Raw genomic sequence first — 24,787 nt, 5'->3', positions numbered from 1 at the left:
AAAATCTCAAGTAAAAAATGATTATAAATATATCAAAATTAATTATTTATTAACAAATTTAAATCCAGTCTTAATGTAACCCCAGCCAGTTATAATTGTTAAAATAGCGGAAATCCATAACAATATTGATCCGATAATGCTGACAGGAAACCAACTGATACCCAACATTTTAGCGCTCGTATCACCTGCTAGTAAAAATCCCAGTGCAACCATTTGAAAAGTTGTTTTCCATTTCGACAATTTTGTTACAGGTAATCCCACTTGAGCTGTTGCTAAAAACTCTCTTAATCCACTTACCAAGATTTCACGCGAAAGAATCACCATTGCTGGAATAATTCCACCATAGGGTAAGCGTGCATAAGCAGCCATAACAATTAACAAAATTCCTACCAGCAGTTTATCTGCAATAGGATCTAACATTCGGCCCATTTCAGAAAGTTGCTGCCATGCACGTGCAAGTTTACCATCAAGATAATCTGTTATCCCTGCAAAAATAAACAAAATACAAGCAATCAAATCAGTCATAGGACGGCCAACCATTACCAAAATAGCCAATATGGGAATGATTAGTATGCGCGATAAGGTCAAACAATTCGGTAAATTAAAGAACATAATTTTCGCAAACGTAAGCTGAGGTGTATGGAATATATAAGATATTTTATATACTTATACGTTATTTAAGAAAAAAATCATATAACAAATCTGTAATTTTATACTTAAAACTATTCAGAGCGAAAATGCCCATAAATCACCTCTGCTAGTGTTTGATTAATCCCTGGAATAGCGGTAATATCGGATAAACTGGCAGCCTTCACAGCTTTTGCTGAGCCAAAATGATTTAATAATAATCGTTTACGGTTTGCCCCTACCCCAGGAATGTCATCTAACTCAGAACGTTGAATAGCTTTGGAGCGTCCACTTCGATGCGTAGTAATGGCAAAACGATGGGCCTCGTCACGTAATCTTTGTAAATAATATAATACGGGATCTTGAATAGCTAGTTGAAAAGGTTCTTGATCCTTTGTGAAAAACCATTCTCTACCAGCATTCCGATCTTTACCTTTCGCTATACATATCAGTTTTATGTCAGTAATTTCAAGTTCAGTTAAAATAGAATCTACTGCTGAGAATTGGCCTGCACCTCCATCAATTAATAATATATCAGGCCAATTTTCTCGGTCTGTATTCTTACCTTTAGCAAAACGCCTGGAAAAGACTTCTCTCATCATACCAAAATCATCTCCAGGAGAAATTGAGGATTTAATACTAAATTTTCTATACGCCGATTTGTTAAATCCATCAGGTCCAGCTACAACCATCACTCCATAAGCATGACTGCCCATCATATGACTGTTATCATAAATCTCAATTCGTTTAGGTATGTGCTCTAAATTAAATAACGCTTTTACTTGTCCAAGTAGTTTTTGTTGAGTTCCTGTTTCTGCTAATTTTCGCTCTAACGCCCCTTTGGCATTATCTTCAGCATGAGTAATAACTGCTTTTTTCTCGCCTTTTTGTGGTAATGATAACGTAACTTTATACCCAGCTTTCAAAGATAAAGCTTCGCTCATCAAGGATAATTCAGACAAACCAATATTTAATAAAATTTGCTGAGGTGGAGGCTTGTTTTCATAAAATTGTCCAAGAAAAGCCGAAATAATTTCCTCAGCAGACTGCCCTTCAATTTGTGTAGGGAAAAAAGCCCTATTCCCATTATTTCTGCCGCCTCTAATAAAAAACACTTGAATACAACAGCTATCACTAAGTTGGTATAAGGCTATAATATCGGCATCCATAATAGAAGCAGGATTAACAACACCACTGCTTTGCACATAGGTAAAAGCTCGAATGCGATCTCGCAAGACAGCTGCACGTTCATAATCCATTTCTGATGCAGCCTTTTCCATTTCCTCGGCTAGTTGTTGTTGAATAGAAACTGTTTGACCAGATAAAAACAATCTTGCCTGCTCAACGAGGTGAGTGTATTCAGATGGTGATATACGGTCATCACAAGGGCCTGCACAGCGTTTGATTTGATAAAGCAAGCATGGTCGTGTGCGTGAATTAAAAACGCTGTCTGTGCACGTTCTAAGCAAGAATATCTTTTGCAGTAATTCAAGAGTTTGATTAACCGCCCAAACAGAGGCAAAAGGCCCCCAATATTCATTAGTTCTAGTAACCTTGCCTCGTTGTTTATCAATTCTGGGCCATTCGTCTTTACTCATAACTAACCAAGGATATGTTTTATCGTCACGTAATAAAATATTATAACGTGGTTTGAAGCTTTTAATTAAATTTGCTTCTAACAATAATGCTTCAGCCTCTGTATAAGTCGTAATAATTTCCATAGAAACAGTTTGTTGAACCATTCTACGGATACGATCAGACAATCGAGACAGATGTGTATAAGAAATCACACGTTTTTTTAAATTTTTTGCTTTGCCAACATATAAAACCTCTCCAGCTTTGTTAATCATACGATATACCCCAGCATCTGAAGGCATTGTTTCTAATGCTTGTTTAATCGCAAACACACCTTCGACAGGTGTAAGAGATGAATTAGGCTTGTTATTCATATAAAAGCTCTTTGTTACATTTTCATTATAGTAAGGTTTAGCTTTGTTTTCTAACATTTATTTTAGTTCTCCACTGTTTCTGTGGATAACTATAGGGATGAATATTCAATATAGTGATCTAATGGGCAGTTTATCAAGCTCTATCATGTATTGCCTAAAAATTAATCATATTTGGTAACATATTGTTTTTAAAGTATTTTTATAAAAAATTGAAACGACCTTAATAATAAATAACTTGACATTATGCACACCTTTCCTAAAAAAATAAATTGATGAAAATAGTGGACAAAATTAAATAAATATCTAAAAAATTCTTTTAAAAAAGAATAAATTTCTTTATAACAACTTTATATTTTCCACCATATATCTTCTATTTACTCTATCATTGAAAATAAAATAATGCGTATTATTAGCTGGAACATTAACTCTTTAAGATTACGATTGCCTTTATTAAAAGAACTTATTGATTTGGCTAACCCTGATATTATTTGCTTACAGGAAACAAAAGTACCAGATAATTTATTTCCTCAAGAAGATATAAAAGCACTTGGATATCCATATATCGCCTATAAAGGAATGAAAAGTTACAATGGGGTCTGCATTTTATCTAAACATTCTTTTGAAATCAGTCCATCATCTAAAAACTGGTGTAATCAAGAGGATTGCCGTCATTTAGCTGTTGATTTTCATTTTGAAGGAAAATTGGTTACTTTACATAATTTTTATGTACCCGCTGGTGGAGATGAGCCTGACCCTTCTATTAATACTAAATTCGAACATAAACTGAATTTTCTAAAAGAAACTACGGATTGGTTTAAAAAAAATATAGAAGAAAATAGTATTCTAGTTGGTGATCTTAATATTGCTCCATTAGAGCATGACGTATGGAGCCACAAACAACTTCTAAAAGTCGTAAGTCATACCCCTATAGAGACGCAAAAACTTACAAGTTGGTTAAAAACAGGTTTCATAGATGCAATGCGTGAGATTGTTCCATCTACAGAAAAACTTTATACATGGTGGTCATACAGAAACAAAGATTGGGAGAAATCTAATAGAGGTCGTCGGTTGGATCATCTATGGATCACCCCTAGCTTGGCTCCATATTTACAAACGATTCAAATTTTTAAAGAAGTCAGAAACTGGGAAAAACCTTCAGATCATGTTCCTATTTTATTAGAATTAAAAGAAAATCTTTCTTCTTAGAATAATTTTAAGTGTTCAAGATTTTCTTTTAATATAAATCTACGAATCTTCTCTTTGTTCTACTGACAAGCTTAACCGATATCCCCCAGCCTCGGTGATTAACAAAGAGACATTTGTAGGATCTGGTTCAATTTTTTGACGTAAACGATAAATATGTGTTTCAAGGGTATGCGTTGTCACCGCAGAGTTATACCCCCATACCTCATTGAGCAAAACTTGACGTGGCACTGGTCTTGTGCCTGAACGATATAAAAATTTTAAAATTGCAGCTTCTTTTTCTGTTAATCGAATACGTCGATTAGTTTCATTTTCTTGCAACAACTTTGCTGATGGACGAAATACATAAGGGCCAATTGCAAAAACAGCATCTTCACTATTTTCAAAAATCCGCATTTGAGCTCTTAATCGTGCTAATAGTTCAGCAATACGAAATGGCTTTGAAACATAATCATTACCACCAGCATCTAAACCTCGAACAACATCATTTTCCTCGTCAGAACCCGTCAGCATAATAATAGGCGTTCTGCACCCTTCTTTACGAAGATAAGCACATAAATCACATCCATCACCATCAGGAAGCATAACGTCTAAAATAATTGCATCATAATGTTTGTCTGATTTTAAGATTTTTGTTTTTGCATCTTCAACAGTATTTGCACCAAAAACCTCAAATTCACCATCTAACTGTAACTGTTCAGATAGTGTTTCGATCAGTTTTGGGTCATCATCAACAACCAAAATTGGGTGTAATCCAGCCATCAAGCATCATCCTTCTGTTTAAAACACACCTGAAACAATTTAACCATTTCCTGAGGAATGGTTATAAAGCCATATCAGTCCTAATATTTAATCAATACTATATTTATTACTTATAATATCATAAAAAAAAAGTTATCATCAGAAAATATTTATTTTAATTAAATAAAAAACTCTAAAAAAGAAAAGACATATGGATATCCTAACGCTTATATCTTGCCTATTTTTACTGACAGCAATCAGCAGTGCAATTAATCATAAATTCCTTCATCTTCCTATGACTATTGGAATTATGATTATGGCTTTTATATTTTCGTTGATTTTATTTATCAGTGATTATTCAATCTCCTTTTTTTCAGGATACCATTTTGCCAAAGATATTTTATCTGATTTAGATTTTCCAAAACTTTTATTAAACGGTGCTTTGGCATTTTTGTTGTTCGCGGGAAGTTTACATATAAAACTTGCTGAGCTATGGAAAGCTAAATTTAACGTAGCCTCCTTGGCAATTTTAGGAACATTAATCTGCATTTTTACACTAGGAAGTGCTTTTTGGTTATTATTCTACCTAGCTCCTATTTCAATTCCTTTTATTTGGTGTTTAATCCTTGGATCAATCCTAGCTCCAACAGATCCTGTTGCAATTATTAATATGTTAGGTAGATTAGGTCTACCTGACCGATTGCAAGCAATCTTTGCGGGAGAAAGCTTGTTTAATGATGGTATTGCTTTATTGGCATTTTCAACATTAATCACCATCGCAACAACCGGTATTTATCCCAGTGCTGCTGGACTTTCGCTCGTCTTTATACAAGAAGTATTTGGTTCTGGTATCCTCGGAGCAATCACAGCTTTGATCATTATCTATATTATGAAGCGAATTAATCATGATGAGATTATGATTTTATTCTCTCTCGCTTTGGCAGCGGGCACGTTTGCTCTGGCTGGGCATTTACATATGTCTGGGCCGATCGCTGTTGTCGTTAGCGGATTATTAATGGGTGATTATCTTCAAAAGCGTCCTAACAAAGAGGACCATGATACAGTTACAGGGTTTTGGCATGTAATTGATGAAATTTTAAATACATCATTATTTTTGCTTATTGGTTTGGAAATTATGATTATTCCGTTTCACCCCCAAACACTGCTCATTAGCTTGTTATGTATCCCATTCTTGATTCTAAGTCGTTTCATTGCTATTGGAATCAGCGGTGCTGTCTTATTATATAAAGACAGTAACCGTAGAGGATTAATTTCAATCTTGACTTGGGGAGGATTAAGAGGAGGGATTTCATTGGCAATTGCCTTATCCCTTCCTGATGGAGAACTGAAAAGTGATATCCTTATTATAACTTATGTCTGTGTTATTTTCACAATAATTGTACAAGGACTCACTATGGAAAAAGTTATTAACTATTTTTACAAATTAAATAAAAAATAAATTATTCGGCTGCCTTTTCCTTTTGACGCTCTAAAACAGCACAGAAAAAACCATCAGTTTTATATTGTGCTGGCGTTAATTGGAAGCTTGGATTTTTGTAAAATTCATCAGGTAATAATTTCTCGGGTGTGTCTGGACATACCAATTTAAACTCTGGATGAGCTTTTAAAAAAAACTCTATTTGGTCTTGATTTTCTTTTTGCAAAAGTGAGCAAGTTGCATAAATTAAACGCCCGCCCTCTTTTACCATTTTAGAAGCAGAATCTAAAATATCAGCTTGCTTTGCAACGAGCTCTTCTAAATCAATCGCTTTGAATTTTAAACGCGCATCAGGATTGCGTCGCCATGTTCCTGTCCCACTGCACGGTGCATCAACAAGCACACGATCAAATGTCTTAACACGTCTTTTGATCCATTTTGCACCCTCGGCAAATAAATGTGTTTGAACATTAAAAACACCTGCACGACGAAAACGCTTTTCAGCAGCATTAATACGAACATTATGAACGTCAGAGGCAATAATCTGCCCTTTATTCTGCATCATCATGGCCATAGCAAGGGTTTTACCGCCTGCACCAGCACAAAAATCCAAAACACGCATTTGAGACGTCACCCCAGTCATTAATGCAATCAATTGACTACCTTCATCTTGAATTTCAATGATGCCATTTTTGAACAAATCAGTAGACGTAACAGATTGCCTTCCTTCAACTCGTAATCCCCAAGGAGACAAAGGCATTTTCTCAGAAGAAATTCCCTCTTGTTTTAACATCTCTTTGGCATTATTACGTTCTTCTTTTAAAATATTAACGCGCAAATCAAGAGAGGCTGGTTCAAGCAATGCCGAAAGTTCAGCATCAATACTCTCACCAAATTGTTGTTGGAACAATGGATAAACCCAATCTGGAATCTCGTAAAATACAGCTTTTGGCATCTCTTTGTAAAAAAGCTCTTGCCCTTCTAAGGATTGTAAAAACAATCCTTCATTTTGAGTCAAAGATAAAGGGGCATATCTTTCGCCAGAAAAAAGATTATTAACCTCTTTAAGAGTTTTACCAGATAGCATTAAAAAAGCAGCAACCATCATTCTTGGATTAATTTGGCTACCAATACGTTTTAACCACCATTGTAATTTACGATGATGACGCATGATTTCCCATATCTGAGCAGAAACATATCGACGATCCCCCCCGCCAATATAACGGCGTTGTCTGAAAAAACGATTAGCCGTCGCATCAGCTGGTGCGTGCCTTTGGTTTTGAATGGTTAATAGCAGTTCAATAACCGCAGATATTTGAGCGGAAGGTGTCATAATTCGATACTTATTTACTTTTAATTAATTGTGACGATAGTTCGGAGCTTCACGTGTGATCGTCACATCATGAACGTGGCTCTCTCTTAAACCAGCTCCAGTAATTTTACGGAACTGAACATTTTTCTTCATTGCATCAATGCTTGGATTTCCTGTATACCCCATGCCAGCTTTTAATCCACCAACAAGTTGATGAATAACAGCTTCGGCAGAGCCTTTGTAAGGAACTTGACCTTCAATACCCTCAGGAACAAGCTTATGGCTCTCTTTAATATCTTGTTGAAAATAACGATCAGCAGAGCCTCTAGCCATTGCACCAAGGCTACCCATACCACGATATGCTTTGTATGAACGCCCTTGATAGAGAAATACTTCACCAGGTGCTTCATCGGTTCCTGCCAATACAGAACCAACCATAACCACATCAGCCCCAGCACCAATTGCTTTGACAATATCGCCAGATGTACGAATACCACCATCAGCAATTAATGGAATATTTTCATTATGGCAAACTTCAGCAACTTCCATAACAGCAGTGAACTGAGGAACACCAACACCGGCAACCACACGTGTTGTACAAATCGAACCTGGTCCAATTCCAACTTTAACCGCATCAGCCCCAGCGTCAATTAATGCTTTCGCCCCTTCAGGTGTAGCAATATTTCCTGCTATAAGTTGGATATTTGAATGTTCTTTTTTTAATCTTTCAATTGATTTTAATACACCAGATGAATGTCCATGTGCTGTATCAACTACCAACACATCTACTCCAGCATCAATCAAAGCAATTCCTCGTTGATAGCCATCCTCGCCAACACCTGTTGCCGCAGCACAGCGTAAACGACCAAATTGATCTTTATTTGCCAAAGGATATACAACAGATTTCTCCATATCTTTGACGGTAATAATACCAACACAACGATCTTGGGTATCAACAACTAATAATTTTTCAATTCGATGTTGATGAAGCAACTTTTTAACAGCCTCTGGTTTTACACCTTCTTTGACTGTGATTAGGTTTTCTTTCGTCATCAACTCAGAAACAAGTTGATTTGGGTCTGTCGCAAAACGAACGTCTCTGTGGGTAACAATACCTACTAAGCGACTGGTATTACGTTCAATCACTGGCAAACCACTAATGTGATTTTGCTTCATTATTTCAATAGTTTGTGCTAGCGTATTATCAGGATGAACGGTAACTGGATCAACAACCATACCAGATTCAAAACGTTTTACTTGGCGCACTTGATTGGCCTGTTCTTCAATGGTCAAGTTTTTATGAATAACCCCAATACCACCATTTTGTGCCATTGCAATCGCCATAGCATATTCTGTTACAGTGTCCATAGCAGAGGAAATCAAGGGAATATTTAAAGGGATAGAACGTGTTAATAACGTTTTTACATCCGTTTGGCTGGGCAATACATCAGATTGCGCAGGAATAATTAATACATCATCGAAAGCCAGTGCTTCACGAATCTGTTTGAATTGAAAAGAAGAATTTGCCATCTTGCTGCCCTTTATAGAGATTAAATAACGATATAGAAAAGGGATAACCCGTATTTTTTGGGTTCCAACTATTGGCAATTCTTCATACACTTAAATGTGAAGTTTCACAAGAGTAAAAAGTTGTTTTAATTCTTTACGCTTCTTTTTCTTCTGACTTACCTTTAAATCCAATTGCAACAACATAAAGCTCTTTGGACTCTTTTCGGCTTGCTGGTGGTTTTGCGTGTTTAACCACTTTGAAATTTTGTTTTAACTTATCCAACATTCCTTTTTCAGATCCTCCTTGGAATACTTTGGCGATAAAAATCCCATGAGGGTTTAAAATATCCAAAGCGAATGCCAACGCATCTTCGGTTAAATCAATAATACGAATATGATCAGTTGCTGAATGCCCAGTTGTATTAGGTGCCATATCGGACATAACTAAGTCAGCCTTACCCCCCAACATGTCAATAAGAGTATCCATATTTGCAGGGTCTGTAAAATCACCCTGAATAATATCCGCGCCAGGAATAGGATCAACATGCAATAAATCGATCCCAACAACTTTTGTTGCTTTTCGAAATATTGCTACCTGAGACCATCCACCAGGGGCAGCACCCAGATCAATTACTTTTAATCCTGGGCGTAAGAATTTGAACTTTTCATCTAACTCAATAAGTTTAAATGCCGCCCTAGAGCGCCACCCTTGTTGTTGAGCTGCACGAACATATGGGTCATTCAACTGACGGGTTAACCATCTTTGTTGTGAGGTAGAACGTCCATGACTTTTCTTTAACTTTACTGTCAACCCAGCGGTTGCAAAACGCGAAGTTTTCTTCTTTGGCGAACTTCCATTCGCATTTTTATCATCCATAATAGATTACTTTATCAATTTAAAATTTAATTCTTTACAAAAGAATGAAGAATATCAAAATTATGCTTATTAGCTTTATTTAACTTATTATCCAACATTTTTGCAATAATACCATCACGTATACCGCGATCAGCAACAACAATATCTTCCACAGGCCACACTGTGTGAATAGCTTCGAAAATAGCACAACCAGGCAGTAAATAATGTAATTTACTATGATTAACCGTCGCATAGTCATAAATTTTATTAAATTTACTGACCAAGATATGACGAATCATATCTTTGACTTGTGTTGTTTCTAACATCAATCCATCAATTGCAGCCCTGCTATATTTAGGCTGTTTCAAAATCATACTAGCCAAAGCTGTAACGGTTCCACTCACCCCAATAAATTGCACTTGCTCACGTAAAATCTCTGCTCTGATTTGATGAACACGTTCAAATTCAGTAATTTTGCTGATAACAAAATCTACCATTTGATAATATTCATTTAGGGTTAAACGCTTAAACTGCTCCCTTAGCGTAATGACACCTACAGGAACGCTGCAACAGCCAATTAAAGTTTGTTTACGCCTCACAGGATCAATACGAACCCAAGCAACTTCGGTAGACCCCCCACCAATATCAAATAGTAACGTTTTAGTTCTATTGCGACGCAACACACGATCGTGTAAAAAAGTACTACATCCTGTAACAGCCAACTCTACTTCTTCTCTTGGGGAAATAACGCTAATATTTAATCCTGTTTCTTCTTGAACACGATTTAAAAAAAAGGGGGCATTACTTGCGCGTCTACATGCTTCTGTTGCCACAGCATATAAATTAAAAGATTTTCTTCGATGAATACGTGCAGCACAATGATGCAGGGCTTGCATCGTTCGGTCCATTGCAGCTTCGCTAAGCAAGCCTGTTTCATACAATCCCTCACCCAGACGAACAACACGATTATAATTATCTACAATCCGCACCCCCCTTTGACCTGAAGAAACAATCAAAAGGCGACAATTATTCGTTCCTAAATCTAATGCTGCGAACATGCCCCTCGTTCCAATCTTTTAAAGTAATCTTATAAGATAAACCTCTTGATTGACAATTTTAATGAATACAAAGCTTAGTAATAGCCATTTATTTCTTCTACACTATTTATGGAATATATGCCATAATATACTTGTTTTATATATAGTTTAATGATAGTCATTCAAGCGCAATTGATCTATTGGGAGATAGTTTAGCGGTAGAACTATCGGCTCTGACCCGATCAGCCCTGGTTCGAATCCAGGTCTCCCAGCCAAAATCCACATTAATTTCAAAAGGTGGTTTGTGAAATGCAGTGGAATACAACTAGTTTAAATTCTTCTTTAAAAATTAGTATAAATTCTAATATCCAAAAATATTCCTCTTCCATTGAAAATGAAGTACATACGATTTGGAATAATAAAAGAAAACAATACCCTAACCTCTTTAACGGAAGAGTTTTCAACATTGAGCAATTAAACACAGAAGCTATTACAGGTTATTGGACAGAATACAAATACGTCTTAGCTCAAACAGAAAAACCAGAATTATATCCTGATCTATCAATAAGATCCCTTGCTGTAATTGGTTTAATCAAATGCCCAGACGGTTTTATATTAGGAAAAAGAACTGTTAAATCAGTCTATTTGCCTGGATATTGGCAATCTCCACCCGCAGGTACTGTGGAATCTAGAGAAGGAAAAGATAACGTAGATCTGCATACTCAACTTTATGCCGAGGCCGAAGAAGAATTAGGGTTACATCAAAGTAATTTAATAAACCCAAGAATAATTTCTGCAACTGAGCATACTAATACTCATATTATAGATATTGGTATTTTACTTGAAACTAAATTATCATTTCAACAAATACAAACTATTTGGCAAGTAAATAATAACCCAGAATATGATGAAATTCTTTGTTGCTCACAATATTCCGAATTACCTGAAAACACTTTACCGACTACACAGTTTTTAATACAAAATTGGAGGTTTTAAGAAGTGACCCCAATACCAATTTGTTTAATATCATGAAAAGATAATTCTTTATTAGCATCGACTGCACGTTGCATCATAAAATCTGATGTAGACAAGAAAACTGGATCGCCATCAATATCATCAGCAATTGCACTGCGATTTGAATTGATAAAACGCTCAATAGTTAGCTTATCCCCTTGCACCCAACGTGCTTGAGAAAAAGAAATATTATCAAAAGTAATATCAACACCATATTCATGTTTTAGACGCGTTTGTAAAACATCTAGCTGCAATACCCCAACCACACCAACAATCGGTGCTGAACCATCTTGAGGTTTAAATAACTGCACCACGCCTTCTTCTGCTAATTCAGTTAACGCTTGTTTTAGCTTTTTAGCTTTCATGGCGTCCTTCAGATTTACACGACGTAATATTTCAGGTGCAAAATATGGAACACCTGTAAATTGCAAATCTTCACCTTCTGTTAATGTGTCGCCAATTCTAAGCGTTCCGTGATTAGGAATACCAACAACATCCCCTGCGAAGGCTTCTTCAGCCAACTGACGGTCTCTGGCAAAGAAAAATTGTGGTGTATGTAGTGCGAAAGTCTTGCCTGTGCGGGTATGTTTCAATTTCATACCTCTTTCGAGTCGACCTGAACAAATACGTGCAAAAGCAATACGGTCACGATGATTTGGATCCATATTCGCTTGAATTTTAAAGACTAAAGCCGTCATAGACGCTTCATTCGCTGCTACTTGACGTTCTTGGCTAGGTTGATTTCTGGGGCTGGGGCCAAACTCTGCTAATGCATCCAATAGATCAGCAACACCAAGCTCTTTAATCGCACTTCCGAAAAATACAGGTGTTAAAAAACCTGCATTAAAATCATCAAGATTAAACTCTGGCAAACCTACTTTAGCCAATTCAACTTCTTCTTGCATTTGAAGAATGCGCTCATCGTTATCCACGACCTCTTCTTTCAAACGCATTGAATCTTTACGCAGGTCATATGTCCCAAGGAATTTTGCAGCTCTGCCAACTGGCCAAGTCAATGGAGTGGTTTCTAAAGCCAATGCCGAAGCTACTTCATGCAATAAATCAAATGGGTCTTGTGATTCTCTATCCATTTTATTAATAAAGGTCACAATCGGTATATCCCTGAGGCGGCAAATTTCAAATAACTTACGCGTTCTGGCCTCAATCCCTTTGGCGGCATCAATAACCATCACAGCAGCATCAACCGCTGTCAGGGTTCGATATGTATCTTCAGAGAAGTCTTCATGACCTGGGGTATCAAGCAAATTAAAAATACACCCACCATATTCAAATGTCATAACCGAGGTTACTACCGAAATACCACGGTCTTTTTCAATATTCATCCAGTCAGAACGCGTGCGACGTTGTTCACGTTTCGCACGCACACTTCCGGCCATCTGAATAGCCCCACCTGCATGCAAAATACGCTCTGTCAATGTCGTCTTACCCGCATCAGGATGGGAAATAATCGCAAATGTGCGTCGACGGGAAATTTCTTTTTCCAATGATTGAACAGAATTTGACATAACAAGCACTCAAAATAGTGGGGTTTAAACACACAAAAGCCGAGCGTATATATACCGCTCGGCGACCTTGCAATAACAGCAAAGAACAATTAACGAGAATAGAACTCGATCACTAGATTTGGTTCCATTGTCACAGGATATGGAACATCGTTTAATTTAGGCGAACGGACAAAGCTGCCTTTCATTTGACGATGATCAACTTGCAAATATTCAGGTGTATCACGCTCTTTGCTTTGAACAGCATCAAGAACGATCGCAAGTTGTTTTGATTTTTCTTTAACTTCGACAACATCGTTATCTTTTAAAGAATATGAAGGAATATTAACTTTTTTACCGTTAACCAAGATATGTCCATGGTTAATAAATTGACGTGCAGCGAATGGTGTTGCTGCGAATTTAAGACGGTAAACAACTGCGTCTAGGCGGCGTTCCAAAATATTGATCAAATTTTCTGAAGTATCCCCTTTACGGCGAGATGCTTCATCATAATAACGACGGAATTGTTTTTCGCTGATGTTACCATAGTAACCTTTCAGCTTTTGTTTTGCCATTAATTGAACACTAAAGTCAGATGGCTTTGAACGACGGCGTTGACCATGTTGACCTGGACCGTATTCACGTTTGTTAATAGGTGACTTTGCACGTCCCCATAAATTAACGCCTAAACGACGATTAATTTTATACTTACTTTGTAAACGTTTACTCATAACGATTAAGACTTTCTTATACATCTAATATTGCAGAGGCAAACAATATTAACATTTTTTTGTACTGGTAGTTCCTTATCTAAGGACGGGTTCGATGATTTTATATACCAAGTTAACCTCTACACACCTTGGTAAAAACTACAAACCACTTTCCCAGCAATGAAAGCTATATACGAAGATTACTTCAAAAAGTCAAACAGTTAATAATAAAAACGAATTTGTATCATCATTGTAATATATTTTTGTTGATCATTGAACAATACAGAATATTACTAAAAAACCAAACATTATTAATACTATATTAATAATGTTTATTAAAAGTTAATAAACATTAAATATATAAATGTATTTAATAATATAAACAATAAAAAAAATACTTCTTTATATTGAAATACAATTTATTGTTATTAAGTGCATTATATAGACATTAATTAAATATTTAATTCACAGGATTATACGATGGCATCAACGAGTAATGTAAGTAACGGAAACGTCTACAACACAACGGTGAATGATGGTGACATCCTTGAAATCGATAAGAATTCAGTAATTTATACCGATGAAATGTTGACAGAGAGTTATTTCAATGCAGGTAATCGTCGCACCTTAAATGATCCTGAAAATAATGTCATGCTATTTTCTCAACAAAATGTTGGGAAAAACTGGGGTAAAAATAGTTGTGCGTCTCAAGTTACAGACTGTAACTTGGTTGAGCCACTATTTAATCAAATTATAAATAGAGCTCAAACACTAGGATTGAAAAAAAGAATGAATGCACTTGTATTGGACAAAGATCCGCAATTATGTATCCAAACTGAAAGCGGAAAGATCATTTATTCTCACGCGCAAAATAAAGATCGTTTTCTCTTTGCTGTCCCCAATGATATCGAAAACATTCACTTAATTTCTAATGTTGGTCGCCCAAATGATACGATTGGTGGTCAATATGTAGACGACAAAAGATCTTTAGGAGTATTAATCGGTAATATTACTTTGTTAAGCCAGAATAATATGAAAGCAATTGATGCACATTTAAGTCAAACTAACTTAAAAGGTTGGCATGGTATTGAAAGTAACCTATATCGCTGGACAGATGGGAATGCTTATTTACCATTAGGAACAGAATATAATAATGCTGATGATCCACGTGTTAATATTTTAGTTGTCCATGTTGTAGCAGGTGGCCCATGTGTATCGTTGGATGAAGAATTAAAACAAATAGCATAATTAATATTAATTTCTTGATTTTTATATTATTAATTTATTTAAATGCATCACATTTACCAAAATTGTGATGCATTTTTTTATAAATTACCTTGTGAATTCGCAACTCTTCTTTGCTTTAATCAAAAGATAGATGTTTTTATTTTTAATATTATAACTTGGAAAATATTGGCAAAACGAATAGCATCAATAACAATTGATATTATATATTAGGAGTTTATTGATGGACGAATTATTTGCACAGAAGTGGAAATGGTTTATTGGTTTGGGTATTATTACACTTGTTTTAGGATGCTTGGCACTTCTCGATACCGTTCTCGTAACAATTGCTGTTGTTATTGCTTTGGGGGTTGTATTGATCCTTACTGGCATTGCACAGATATTTCATGCTTGTTACGTTAAAGGTTGGAAGGGGTTTATCTTTTCCGCTCTTGCAGGGATTGTCTATTTAGTTGGTGGGATCTTACTTGTCAAAGGACCTGTATTAGGATCTCTTGTCCTTACAACATTTCTTGCTATTTGCTTTTGTTTTGGCGGTATCATGCGAATTATGATTGCATTAAACCATAAATCAACAGGCGGCTGGGGATTTTTAATGTTTAGTGGTATTATGGGTATTATCGTAGGGGTTATGCTCTTTATTCAACCACTCAGTGGATTATGGTTTATTGGTTTTATGATTGCTTTTGATCTTATCTTTGTTGGTGCTGGTTGGATACAACTGGGTCTTAATTTAAAAAACAAGATCAAATAAATAATAGCAATAATTAAAGGTTGTCTTTCTTAGGTCCTCTTACCAATTCAGAGACAATCCCGTGTAAGGTTCGTAATTCTTGGTCAGTCACCTCTCCTCTTTGAAAGAAGTGACGAAGATTACGAACCATTCCCGAGCGTTTTTGTTCATTACGTAAAAAACCACAATGATCAAGCTCCTTAACCAAATGATCCATAAAATTTTCCAGCTCACCTTTGTTGGCAATATGAGTACCGTTTGTTTGTAATTGACGCTGCGGTGTTTGCTCTGTGGCCATCCACCATTCATAAGCCATAATCATCACAGCTTGAGCAAGATTCAAAGACATAAATCTTGGATCTAGTGGGTATCTGATCCAGTAATCTGTATGGGCAAAATCATCATTTTCCAATCCAGTCCGTTCTGGACCGAAAAGGATCCCTACTTTTAAATCACGATTTGTCATTTCACGCATTTCCAGCGCACCACCTCGTGCAGTAAGCAACGGCTTGATAATATGTCGTGGTCGTGGACAGGTTGCAAATACATGTTGAAGATCAGCAACCGCGTCTTCCACTGTTTTGAAAACCTGAGCATTATCTAATAAGCGATCTGCACCAGACGATGCTCGCCACGCTATTTGTTGTGGCCAACCGTCACGCGGTGCAACCAGCCTGAGGTGAAATAACCCACCATTTGCCATAGCTCGGGCAACGGTTCCAATATTTTCTGCAAGCTGTGGTCTTACTAAAATTACGACAGGTGTATTACCTATTGGCTCTAAATCTGCGCCACCATCCTTGCCCGTCATCTTATACTTGCCTCCAAGTTGTGCCTTGAGGGCTGTCTTCAAGAATAATACCTTGGGCTTTTAGATCATCACGAATTTGATCTGCTTTGGCAAAGTCTCTGGCTTTTTTCGCAGCATTGCGTTGTTCAATTAAAACCTCTACCTCTTGTGCTTTATCTGTATTTTGGAACCATTTTGACGGTAAACTATTAAACAGCCCTAGTTGTTTGCCTGCTTCTTTTAATTGTAATGCTGCTTGTTTATCCCCTTTTAGCGCCTGATCTGCTAATTGATGCATGATCATTAATCCTTTTGGAGTATTTAAATCATCCAACATTGCTTCAACAAAAGTTTCTGGTAAGTTAACTTTTTGTTCTAACTCTGATTCAAAAGTAGACAAAGCACGATAAAAACGATCCATAATTTGCTTTGCTTCTTTTAATCCAGCTTGAGAAAAATTCAAAACAGAACGGTAATGCGCTTGAAGTAACGCAAAACGAATAGCTTCTGGATTATGTTGCTCTAATATTTCACGAATAGTGAAGAAATTACCTAAAGATTTAGACATTTTTTCACCATCCACCAATAGCATCGCATTATGAACCCAGATATTCGCAAATTTGCTTTCTGGAAAACAACATAAGCTTTGCGCACATTCGTTTTCATGGTGTGGAAACAGTAAATCATGTCCACCACCATGAATATCGAAATTTTCCCCAAGGTAACGATAAGACATAGCAGAACATTCAATATGCCATCCAGGGCGGCCTTTTCCCCAAGGACTGTCCCATCCTGGTTCATCTTCAGTCGAAGGTTTCCACAAGACAAAATCCCCTGGGTTCTTTTTGTAAGTTGCAACCTCTACCCTCGCCCCTGCAATCAGCTCTTCTGGATTCCTACCTGATAAATGACCATAGTCTTTAAAAGAAGGAACAGAAAACAAAACATGCCCCTCAGCAGCATAAGCATGACCATTCTCAATAAGTTGCACGATCATTTTTTGAATATCATCAATATGCTCGGTAGCACGTGGCTCAACATCAGGAGGTAAAATATACATTGATTGCATGTCTTGATGAAAATCTTTGGTAGTTCTGATTGTCAAAGACTGTATGGATTCATTATTTAATTTTGCGCGAGCATTGATTTTATCATCAACATCTGTGATATTACGAACATATGTGACTTTGGGATATAATGATCTGAGCGTCCTTACCAAAATATCAGCGGTAAGCATTGCTCGTAAATTACCAATATGCAAAAAATCATATACCGTAGGTCCACAAAAATAGAGACGAACATGCAAACGATCCAAAGCAACAAAAGGAACAACCTTATGTTGACGACTGTCATATAACGATAAATTCAATTTGCTCATTTCTTTTTTTCTTTACTATCTCTATTTTTAAAGTTGCCTACAATGTTTTTTATTTTCTTAAGAAAAAAATACAAGTCTTTTTTTTCGCTATACCATAGATACCTAAATGCAAAATAATACACAAAATTTTTTTAAAAGTGAACTTTACGCAATTGCTTATATTGCTGTTCCTATTGCTTTTTCACAACTCTTTCAAATGGCAATGGGCGTTACCGATACAGTCCTGTTGGGTCATGTTGACAAGGAAACTTTGGCAATTGGTGGATTAACAACCAATATTTTCTTTTCTATTTGTATTATTTTTCAATCTGCTATCAGTTCGGCTGCTATTTTAATTGCTCAAAATATTGGCGCAAAAGCTATTCATAATGTCTCAAAAATATATTGGACCACTTATATTTTTGGTATTCTTTTATCTTTACCTTGTTTATATATTTTATACCATTCCAGCACTATTCTGCAATGGAATGGTGAACATGATCGCAATATATTAGATAAATCACAGCATTTCATGCATATTTTGCTGTGGGGTGTTATTCCAGTCATTGCAGGAACGGGCCTTATTAGGGTTATCTTACCTGCAATAAACGCATCTAAGCTTTTACTACAAATTACTCCTATTACTGCAATTATTAATGGGTTGTTAAATGCTGCCTTTATTTATGGATTATGGGGCGCCCCTAAAATGGGCCTTTATGGTTCGGCATTAGGAACCACTCTGGCTTTATGGCTTTCAACGTTTCTTTTAATTGGGGTGGCGCATCTTAAAAAAGATTTAAAGCAATATTTATATCCTTTTGCAATTGACCTAGCGTTGCTCAAACCCTTACTTAAATTGGGGTTACCGATTTGTATAAGTGCTGCTGCTGAGATATTACTTTTCCTCTTTGCTAATTTCAATGCAACTAAACTTGGAACAGAATCTTTGGCAGCGCATCAAATTGCCATCAGTTTTGCAACTTTTGCGTTTATGATTCCCTTGGCAATTTCACAAGCCGCAAATGTTCGGGTCAGCTATTGGATTGGGGCACAAAAGCCTTATCGCGCCCGCAAAAGTGGATTTTTAACAATTGGTCTCAGCGCGTTAATTATGAGTTTTGTTTGTATATTTATTTTCAGCTTTCCTTACCTGGTCGTCCGCCTAGCTTTGGATACTACTTCTCCAGATAATGCGAATACAGCAGCCATTGCTGTCGCCATTATTCAGGTCGTTGGTTTATTCCAAATCGTTGACGGGATACAAACTGTAGCGATGGGTGCTTTACGAGGGTTAAAAGACACCACTATTCCTATGATCTTGGCACTGATTAGTTTTTGGGGTGTTGGATATACGTTAAGTGTATGGTTTGCTTTTGGTTGGCAATGGAATGCCCCTGGCCTTTGGGCTGGAATGGGCGTAGGATTAGGAATTCTAGCACTTTTATCAACCACACGCTTTTATTTACTTACACGTGATCCTAAAAAAATGCTGCAACGCGCTTTACGTTGATGATGCACGAATGTGCTACACTAGTTCCTCATCTAATTTAAATGAAAACCTATTATGCTTTGAAATAATAGGTTTACAGCATTTGTAATTTCTGCATTGAGTACGAATTACAATCCTGTCCCCGTTTATTTTTATGATGCTTCATCACTGGTTAGCAAGTAAAATAAAAATACTTTCTTAATCTGGGTGTATGCATATTTGTTTTTTTATTCATTATATTCAGTATCGTAATAGCTCTGCCAATCACATCGATTATGATTGCTGTCGATAAAATACATAAATAATTACAATTTCGATTTAAATTGTAAACTAAGTATTGAATCAGCTTTACATAAAAAAACCTCACATAAAGTGAGGTTTCAAAAAACTATATACAAAGATAATCAATTCTAGAATTTAAAGGATACAGAAACTGATCCATAATTAAAAAGTCCGCTTTTTTGGCCTTTAAATTCTTGTGTTTGCCATGTTTGGGTATATGCAATTTTATACCCTTTAACGATTACAGCAGCACCAGCAAGAATCTCACCCACATCCCATTTTTTTGAAACATGTTGTGAATTCGAATGTGTTGGATCACCTTGCAATGTTGCGTTATAAGCCACAGCCTGACCATCAACTCCACCAAACACATACCAGTTTACAAAATTTGTTCCAACATAAGCATCTGTGCCGTCATTACCTGAACCAATTCGAGAAGGTCCAAAATCACTATCCAACCCTTGACCAAATCTGACGATGCCACCTAGTTGTGCAAAAGTTTTATAGTTACCTGCGGCTCCATTTGCAGAGGGAAGAACATCAAAATCTACACCACCTAATTGTGCAAATTTATAACGCCATGTACGTCCCATTTGCACTTGAAAAACTGGCATATTTTTCAACTGATTATGCCAACCTTTATTTTTATGATCTCCAATAATACTATGGAATCCATTTTGAACTTGACGTCCCAAAGCACCAGGACCCATCAAACCTGCCTGAAAGCCAAAAACACTACGCGTATTATCAGTATCACTAATTAAATTAACAGTGGTTAGTAATACCCCTGCATAAGGACGATCATGAGGCAATCTGACAGAAGCTTTGGTATCACGTGGGGTGAACATCATTTGTTGCAACCCCCAATGAATACGTTGCATACCATTACCAAGTAAAAATGTATTAACATCTGCAATCGGTTTAGGAAGTTTATCAGTTGGAGAAGTCCAGCCAATTTTTAAACCATTTGTATAATATTGGTCAGAAGTACCATTTAAAGTAGATGCAGCGTCATTTTCCCATTGTAAGGTTAACGTATCGTATGGATCTTGTTTAGGTGTAGCATGCGCCACAGAAGATGAGATAACAGCAGCGGAAACAAGAGCTGATGTAAATAAAAACTTAGAGATAGAGGCGCGTTTCTGATGACCCATAATATAACCTTACAATCTATGAAAGAGAAAATGGAGAGTATTCTGTTCATTATCTACGTCTTTTACTTTTCAAAGAAAAGCTGTTTATGCGCCTATCAGTCTAGATTGAATTATTTAATCAAAAATAGAAACAAATTTGCAACGCTTGTTATTGTTGTTATTTTATAATATTTGTATTTAACTATTTTTATCCCACAAAGCTTCAGGAATATTTTTTTCTATAAATTTTTTATGCTGTTCAAGCTCTTGCTCTGTTGGTTTTACAAAAATCGGCATATGGTCTTGTAATTTTTGATAGGTTTTCCCAGTTTTTTCAGATCCTTGACTTGCAAACCCTAACCCTCTTTGTCTACCCCCTGTTAATTGAATATAGACTTCGGAAAGCAATTTGCAGTCAAGTAACGCGTTATGGGTTGTTCGTGCAGATAGATCAATAGAAAAACGTCGGCATAGTGCATCCAAACTATTGGGGGAAAGAGGATATTTGGCTCTGGCAAGCTTTAACGTATCCACCATACGATCTAAAGAAATCTCAGAACGTTTAATACGGCTGAGCTCTGCATTCACAAATTTAAAATCAAACGGGGCATTATGTGCAACCAAAGGATCATCTTGAATAAATTCTAAGAAATCATCAGCAATTTCTTTAAATTTCGGTTTTCCTTTTAAATCTTCGATTGTCATTCCATGAACACGTGTTGCCTCAATCGGAATATCACGTTCGGGATTAATTAAAGCATGATAATAATTATCCGTTGGTAAATCATTAATCAACTCGATTGCAGCAATTTCAATAATTCGATCGCCTTTAAGAGGGTCAACCCCCGTTGTTTCCGTATCGAATAAAACTGAACGTTGATTCATAGTTGATCCATCTGCATTAACCGGATAATTTTCTTAACTTGAAAAAATGTATGAGCTTTGGATAATCCAGTTTTCACAAGAATATCAGCCATCTTACATTTTATTCGATTGGGCATCTGACTGTCAATAAAAGCACGAGCTTGCTCCCACGTAATCGTATTTCTTTTTAAAATTCTATTTTTTTGTACATCAACAGGTGCGGTAACAACTAAAGTTTTAGTACAGAGCAAATTAATTTTTTTCTCGAATAACAAAGGTACATCAAGAACACACCAACTTAGTCCCCTTGCCTGTGCATGACGAATAAATCGATCCCGTTCTTGGGCTACTAAGGGTAAAATAATTTGTTCTATTTTTTTTAAATTACTACGGTCTTCAACTATTATGCGACGCAAATAATTCCTATCTAAGGCATTATTTTTAACTGAACCAGGAAAAGTCTTTTCAATTAATTTAAGTCCTTTACCATTTGGACCTTGTAATTGATGTACAACTTGATCTGCATCAAAAACTGGAAAACCATAACGATGGAACAGCTCACATACTGTACTTTTCCCCATTCCCATACTGCCTGTAACACCCAAAATTTTCATAGAACTATTATTTCTTTAAACTATTTGCTACAAATTCGGTCAGTTCACTGTCAACCTTTGGATCAACCCCAAACCATTGAGTAAAACCCAACCTTGCTTGATGAAGCAACATTCCAAGACCCTCAACAGTTTTCAACCCTTTTAGTTGCGCTGCTGCTAGCAAAGGAGTTACTCTAGGAACATAAACTATATCTGTTACTATCAGATCGGGCGAGGCATTTTTTAGATCAAACTGGAAATCTTCTTTTCCTTCCATACCTAAAGAGGTCGTATTGACCAAGACATCAAACTTATCTAGCTCTTGATTCCAAGATTGCCATTCAAGTATATCTCCCTCCCCAAGGTCCTGAACTAATTGTTCTGCTCGTTTTAGAGTTCTATTCGTAATAGTTACCTGCGCACTATCTCGTTGCAAACAATAAGCGACCGAGCGTGCTGCTCCACCTGCGCCTAATACAAGTATCTTTTTACCTGATACATTTACTCCAGAATCATTTAACGAAGCAACAAACCCTGCACCATCCGTGGACGTACCGTGGATTTTACCATCTTGTGTAAACCATAAAGTATTTACAGATCCCATTTTTTTTGCTGTTTCATCAACATAATCACAGCATTGATAAGCAGCCTCTTTATGTGGAATAGTTACATTACATCCTTTAAATCCCGCAGCCATCATTCCTTTAATTACTGATTTAAAATCCTCTGATTTGACCGCTAGAGGAATATAGGCACCATCAATCTGGTAGCGCTGTAACCAAAAATTATGCAATAAAGGAGAGCGGGAATGTTCAATCGGCCATCCTAATACTGCTGCTATCTTTGCTTTACCAGTTATTAACTGCATATGCTCTATACTCCTGTAATGCCAAAGGTAACAAAAGAGAAAGACGATCAGCCCATTCTTGTTGTTGATCAGCAGTTGTAATTAAATCTTGTCGAATTTCCAACTCTAAATATGGTAGCTTTTTTTGATAAGCATGGGTTGGAACAGTATAATCGTTTTTAGGTGATAAGGCATAAGGTTGATTATCGCCTATGGGATAAGCATAATATTCTTCTAATATTTTTTTAAAAACCATAGAAAATTGATTATCTTGGCCGTGCAAAATTCCTGCATGCCATGGCCTTTTGAAACCATCTTTCATTTCTGGGGTAAAACTATGCAAAGATATAAAAACGGTCTCAATATTAGTCCTCAACCGCTCATCAATTAATTGAGAAATCGTTTGATGGTAAGGTTGATATATTTCGGTGATTCTTGCTTGTTTTTGCTCTAAAGTCAAATTGAGATTTCCTATAATCTCGACACAATCACTAACTTCAGGAATTAAGGTTGAGTTATTTAACCCACGATTGCAATCAATCACTAATCGAGAATAAGTTTGTGCAACAAAAGTGGTATCTATCAGAACCGCTATAGCCTCACCAACTTTTTGAATGCCTATATCCCATGCAATATGCTGACAAAGATCTGACTGTTGTAATCCCAAAGTTTTAAGTTGCGAGGGAATCAGACAACCAGCATGATCGCAAACCATAAAAAACGGAGATAAAGATTCCTTATTTATAACAGAAACAGGATGTGGATCATGAGTATCAAGCAACATTAATTTATCCTTTAATATTTTGTATGAATCTGATTTTAAATACTAAAATTATTTTTTTTAAAAATACTAAAATACTGTGAATCCATACAAATAATATGATCACTAATATTCAAATCAAAAAGACGGCCAGAACTTTGTAATGTTAGTGCAAATTTTGCCTCACCTTGACGCATTGCAGATGTGAATGCAGTATCAGAAACATAATAAACTGTAATTAAATTCATTGCATATAAATTTAAAGCTTTTTGAATAATATGTGAAATTGTCTCAACCCCTTGATATATAATATATTCGTCACAAATTAATCTTTGCTGATTATTTAAAAATAATAATCGTAATACTTTTTTGTTATGCAATTCGTTTTTTAATTTATACTCATTCAAATAAACAATCACATCTTTCCAACGCCTTAAATAAGGACGATTAAAAAAATCAGGAGCAACAAGACGTTCTATGACCTGTTTTAAAAATCCTATAATCTCAATAAATTCTTGTGAAAGATTTGCTTTTTGTAACTGATCCTCTTCGGCACAAACAACCCCATTCAAAGAACCAAAATGATTAATCAAATGTTTTGCTAAAGGTTTAGTATCTCTTCTAGGAATAACAAGATATAGTAACATTTCTAAAAGTTCGTAATCCTCAAAAGCTTGGCCTCCTTTTTGCAACATTTTGAAACGCATCCGACCACGATGACCAACACCATTGAGATTTGCAAATTGTTTGCTTCTTTGTGAAACTGGCGGTAAAAAAGAATTATCCATCTTATCAT

General features: G+C 36.2%; 23 protein-coding genes and 1 tRNA gene. 7 read left to right on the top strand and 17 right to left on the bottom strand.

Translation table 11 applies throughout. The features are described from left to right. Positions 1-42: 42 nt before the first annotated feature. Together pgsA and uvrC are read right to left on the bottom strand one after the other, a co-directional pair. Positions 43-612 carry a CDP-diacylglycerol--glycerol-3-phosphate 3-phosphatidyltransferase gene (gene pgsA, locus QMN76_RS01585; RefSeq protein WP_034337114.1) on the bottom strand — a complete coding sequence of 190 codons (570 nt, stop codon included), beginning with the start codon at positions 610-612 and terminating at the stop codon, positions 43-45. A 110-nt stretch (positions 613-722) separates the two neighbouring features. Next, a complete protein-coding gene (gene uvrC / locus QMN76_RS01580) occupies positions 723-2,576 on the bottom strand; it encodes an excinuclease ABC subunit UvrC (protein WP_034337117.1) in 1,854 nt (617 codons plus the stop codon). Between the two features lie 399 nt (positions 2,577-2,975). On the opposite strand from uvrC, the gene xth reads away from it, so the two are divergent. Beyond that, complete coding sequence (gene xth, locus QMN76_RS01575; protein ID WP_282023055.1) at positions 2,976-3,782, top strand: exodeoxyribonuclease III; 807 nt, start codon at positions 2,976-2,978, stop codon at positions 3,780-3,782. 39 nt (positions 3,783-3,821) lie between these two features. On the opposite strand, the gene QMN76_RS01570 is transcribed toward xth, so the two are convergent. After that, positions 3,822-4,541, bottom strand: a complete 720-nt coding sequence (locus tag QMN76_RS01570; RefSeq protein ID WP_034337124.1) for a response regulator transcription factor — start codon at positions 4,539-4,541, stop codon at positions 3,822-3,824. A gap of 190 nt (positions 4,542-4,731) precedes the next feature. Between QMN76_RS01570 and QMN76_RS01565 the strand changes: the two genes are divergently transcribed. Continuing rightward, positions 4,732-5,979, top strand: coding sequence for a cation:proton antiporter (locus QMN76_RS01565; RefSeq protein WP_034337127.1), 1,248 nt, complete (start codon positions 4,732-4,734; stop codon positions 5,977-5,979). Position 5,980: 1 nt separating this feature from the next. Here the strand turns inward: QMN76_RS01565 and QMN76_RS01560 are convergent, their stop codons facing one another. From QMN76_RS01560 to QMN76_RS01545, 4 genes are all read right to left on the bottom strand, one after another. Then, positions 5,981-7,291, bottom strand: coding sequence for an RsmB/NOP family class I SAM-dependent RNA methyltransferase (locus tag QMN76_RS01560; protein ID WP_282023056.1), 1,311 nt, complete (start codon positions 7,289-7,291; stop codon positions 5,981-5,983). 24 nt (positions 7,292-7,315) lie between these two features. After that, complete coding sequence (gene guaB, locus QMN76_RS01555) at positions 7,316-8,800, bottom strand: IMP dehydrogenase (protein ID WP_282023057.1); 1,485 nt, start codon at positions 8,798-8,800, stop codon at positions 7,316-7,318. Positions 8,801-8,933: 133 nt separating this feature from the next. Beyond that, positions 8,934-9,656: an RlmE family RNA methyltransferase gene (locus QMN76_RS01550; RefSeq protein ID WP_034337187.1), complete on the bottom strand. Its 723-nt coding sequence runs from the start codon at positions 9,654-9,656 to the stop codon at positions 8,934-8,936. A gap of 26 nt (positions 9,657-9,682) precedes the next feature. Then, positions 9,683-10,693 carry a Ppx/GppA phosphatase family protein gene (locus QMN76_RS01545; protein WP_051461845.1) on the bottom strand — a complete coding sequence of 337 codons (1,011 nt, stop codon included), beginning with the start codon at positions 10,691-10,693 and terminating at the stop codon, positions 9,683-9,685. A gap of 180 nt (positions 10,694-10,873) precedes the next feature. On the opposite strand from QMN76_RS01545, the gene QMN76_RS01540 reads away from it, so the two are divergent. Continuing rightward, positions 10,874-10,947 (top strand) — tRNA-Gln (locus QMN76_RS01540). A gap of 34 nt (positions 10,948-10,981) precedes the next feature. Further along, positions 10,982-11,668 carry an NUDIX hydrolase gene (locus QMN76_RS01535; RefSeq protein WP_282023058.1) on the top strand — a complete coding sequence of 229 codons (687 nt, stop codon included), beginning with the start codon at positions 10,982-10,984 and terminating at the stop codon, positions 11,666-11,668. Here QMN76_RS01535 and QMN76_RS01530 read toward each other — a convergent pair. Beyond that, positions 11,665-13,212, bottom strand: coding sequence for a peptide chain release factor 3 (locus tag QMN76_RS01530; RefSeq protein WP_282023060.1), 1,548 nt, complete (start codon positions 13,210-13,212; stop codon positions 11,665-11,667). The genes QMN76_RS01535 and QMN76_RS01530 overlap by 4 nt on opposite strands. Positions 13,213-13,301: 89 nt before the next feature. Further along, a complete protein-coding gene (rpsD, locus tag QMN76_RS01525; protein WP_034337192.1) occupies positions 13,302-13,919 on the bottom strand; it encodes a 30S ribosomal protein S4 in 618 nt (205 codons plus the stop codon). A gap of 459 nt (positions 13,920-14,378) precedes the next feature. Here rpsD and QMN76_RS01520 point away from each other — a divergent pair, with 459 nt between their 5' ends. Both QMN76_RS01520 and QMN76_RS01515 read left to right on the top strand, forming a co-directional pair. Next, positions 14,379-15,146, top strand: a complete 768-nt coding sequence (locus QMN76_RS01520; RefSeq protein ID WP_282065639.1) for a hypothetical protein — start codon at positions 14,379-14,381, stop codon at positions 15,144-15,146. Between the two features lie 220 nt (positions 15,147-15,366). Further along, positions 15,367-15,897 (top strand): HdeD family acid-resistance protein, encoded by a 531-nt coding sequence (locus QMN76_RS01515; RefSeq protein ID WP_034337195.1) that lies wholly within the window; start codon positions 15,367-15,369, stop codon positions 15,895-15,897. A 13-nt stretch (positions 15,898-15,910) separates the two neighbouring features. On the opposite strand, the gene QMN76_RS01510 is transcribed toward QMN76_RS01515, so the two are convergent. Next, complete coding sequence (locus QMN76_RS01510; protein ID WP_034337197.1) at positions 15,911-16,687, bottom strand: RNA methyltransferase; 777 nt, start codon at positions 16,685-16,687, stop codon at positions 15,911-15,913. A 1-nt stretch (position 16,688) separates the two neighbouring features. Further along, positions 16,689-18,044 (bottom strand): cysteine--tRNA ligase, encoded by a 1,356-nt coding sequence (gene cysS, locus QMN76_RS01505; RefSeq protein WP_282023063.1) that lies wholly within the window; start codon positions 18,042-18,044, stop codon positions 16,689-16,691. Positions 18,045-18,150: 106 nt separating this feature from the next. On the opposite strand from cysS, the gene QMN76_RS01500 reads away from it, so the two are divergent. Continuing rightward, positions 18,151-19,533: an MATE family efflux transporter gene (locus QMN76_RS01500; protein ID WP_282023065.1), complete on the top strand. Its 1,383-nt coding sequence runs from the start codon at positions 18,151-18,153 to the stop codon at positions 19,531-19,533. A 389-nt stretch (positions 19,534-19,922) separates the two neighbouring features. Here QMN76_RS01500 and QMN76_RS01495 read toward each other — a convergent pair whose 3' ends face one another. The 6 genes from QMN76_RS01495 to QMN76_RS01470 form a co-directional block, all read right to left on the bottom strand. Next, positions 19,923-20,948 carry a lipid A deacylase LpxR family protein gene (locus QMN76_RS01495; RefSeq protein ID WP_034337202.1) on the bottom strand — a complete coding sequence of 342 codons (1,026 nt, stop codon included), beginning with the start codon at positions 20,946-20,948 and terminating at the stop codon, positions 19,923-19,925. A gap of 177 nt (positions 20,949-21,125) precedes the next feature. After that, positions 21,126-21,812: a DNA polymerase III subunit epsilon gene (gene dnaQ / locus QMN76_RS01490; protein ID WP_282023066.1), complete on the bottom strand. Its 687-nt coding sequence runs from the start codon at positions 21,810-21,812 to the stop codon at positions 21,126-21,128. Next, a complete protein-coding gene (coaE, locus tag QMN76_RS01485) occupies positions 21,809-22,405 on the bottom strand; it encodes a dephospho-CoA kinase (protein WP_282023067.1) in 597 nt (198 codons plus the stop codon). Before coaE ends, dnaQ begins: the two co-directional genes overlap by 4 nt. A 7-nt stretch (positions 22,406-22,412) precedes the next feature. After that, on the bottom strand, positions 22,413-23,252 hold the full coding sequence (locus QMN76_RS01480; RefSeq protein WP_282023068.1) for a shikimate dehydrogenase: 840 nt from the start codon (positions 23,250-23,252) through the stop codon (positions 22,413-22,415). Further along, positions 23,233-24,015, bottom strand: a complete 783-nt coding sequence (locus QMN76_RS01475) for an N-formylglutamate amidohydrolase (protein ID WP_282023069.1) — start codon at positions 24,013-24,015, stop codon at positions 23,233-23,235. The genes QMN76_RS01480 and QMN76_RS01475 overlap by 20 nt, the downstream gene beginning before the upstream one ends. 35 nt (positions 24,016-24,050) lie before the next feature. Then, positions 24,051-24,779 carry a JAB domain-containing protein gene (locus QMN76_RS01470; RefSeq protein ID WP_282023071.1) on the bottom strand — a complete coding sequence of 243 codons (729 nt, stop codon included), beginning with the start codon at positions 24,777-24,779 and terminating at the stop codon, positions 24,051-24,053. Between the last annotated feature and the right edge of the window lie 8 nt (positions 24,780-24,787).

Origin of the sequence: Commensalibacter papalotli (ex Botero et al. 2024) (assembly GCF_947179115.1) — a bacterium.
Classification (GTDB): domain Bacteria; phylum Pseudomonadota; class Alphaproteobacteria; order Acetobacterales; family Acetobacteraceae; genus Commensalibacter; species Commensalibacter papalotli.
This window is presented reverse-complemented; position numbering and strand designations above follow the sequence as displayed.

Coding starts and splice junctions, on each gene's coding strand:
- pgsA (WP_034337114.1), bottom strand. CDS start 612: ATGTTCTTTAATTTACCGAATTGTTTGACCTTATCGCGCATACTAATC.
- uvrC (WP_034337117.1), bottom strand. CDS start 2,576: ATGAATAACAAGCCTAATTCATCTCTTACACCTGTCGAAGGTGTGTTT.
- xth (WP_282023055.1), top strand. CDS start 2,976: ATGCGTATTATTAGCTGGAACATTAACTCTTTAAGATTACGATTGCCT.
- QMN76_RS01570 (WP_034337124.1), bottom strand. CDS start 4,541: ATGGCTGGATTACACCCAATTTTGGTTGTTGATGATGACCCAAAACTG.
- QMN76_RS01565 (WP_034337127.1), top strand. CDS start 4,732: ATGGATATCCTAACGCTTATATCTTGCCTATTTTTACTGACAGCAATC.
- QMN76_RS01560 (WP_282023056.1), bottom strand. CDS start 7,291: ATGACACCTTCCGCTCAAATATCTGCGGTTATTGAACTGCTATTAACC.
- guaB (WP_282023057.1), bottom strand. CDS start 8,800: ATGGCAAATTCTTCTTTTCAATTCAAACAGATTCGTGAAGCACTGGCT.
- QMN76_RS01550 (WP_034337187.1), bottom strand. CDS start 9,656: ATGGATGATAAAAATGCGAATGGAAGTTCGCCAAAGAAGAAAACTTCG.
- QMN76_RS01545 (WP_051461845.1), bottom strand. CDS start 10,693: ATGTTCGCAGCATTAGATTTAGGAACGAATAATTGTCGCCTTTTGATT.
- QMN76_RS01535 (WP_282023058.1), top strand. CDS start 10,982: ATGCAGTGGAATACAACTAGTTTAAATTCTTCTTTAAAAATTAGTATA.
- QMN76_RS01530 (WP_282023060.1), bottom strand. CDS start 13,212: ATGTCAAATTCTGTTCAATCATTGGAAAAAGAAATTTCCCGTCGACGC.
- rpsD (WP_034337192.1), bottom strand. CDS start 13,919: ATGAGTAAACGTTTACAAAGTAAGTATAAAATTAATCGTCGTTTAGGC.
- QMN76_RS01520 (WP_282065639.1), top strand. CDS start 14,379: ATGGCATCAACGAGTAATGTAAGTAACGGAAACGTCTACAACACAACG.
- QMN76_RS01515 (WP_034337195.1), top strand. CDS start 15,367: ATGGACGAATTATTTGCACAGAAGTGGAAATGGTTTATTGGTTTGGGT.
- QMN76_RS01510 (WP_034337197.1), bottom strand. CDS start 16,687: ATGACGGGCAAGGATGGTGGCGCAGATTTAGAGCCAATAGGTAATACA.
- cysS (WP_282023063.1), bottom strand. CDS start 18,044: ATGAGCAAATTGAATTTATCGTTATATGACAGTCGTCAACATAAGGTT.
- QMN76_RS01500 (WP_282023065.1), top strand. CDS start 18,151: ATGCAAAATAATACACAAAATTTTTTTAAAAGTGAACTTTACGCAATT.
- QMN76_RS01495 (WP_034337202.1), bottom strand. CDS start 20,948: ATGGGTCATCAGAAACGCGCCTCTATCTCTAAGTTTTTATTTACATCA.
- dnaQ (WP_282023066.1), bottom strand. CDS start 21,812: ATGAATCAACGTTCAGTTTTATTCGATACGGAAACAACGGGGGTTGAC.
- coaE (WP_282023067.1), bottom strand. CDS start 22,405: ATGAAAATTTTGGGTGTTACAGGCAGTATGGGAATGGGGAAAAGTACA.
- QMN76_RS01480 (WP_282023068.1), bottom strand. CDS start 23,252: ATGCAGTTAATAACTGGTAAAGCAAAGATAGCAGCAGTATTAGGATGG.
- QMN76_RS01475 (WP_282023069.1), bottom strand. CDS start 24,015: ATGTTGCTTGATACTCATGATCCACATCCTGTTTCTGTTATAAATAAG.
- QMN76_RS01470 (WP_282023071.1), bottom strand. CDS start 24,779: ATGGATAATTCTTTTTTACCGCCAGTTTCACAAAGAAGCAAACAATTT.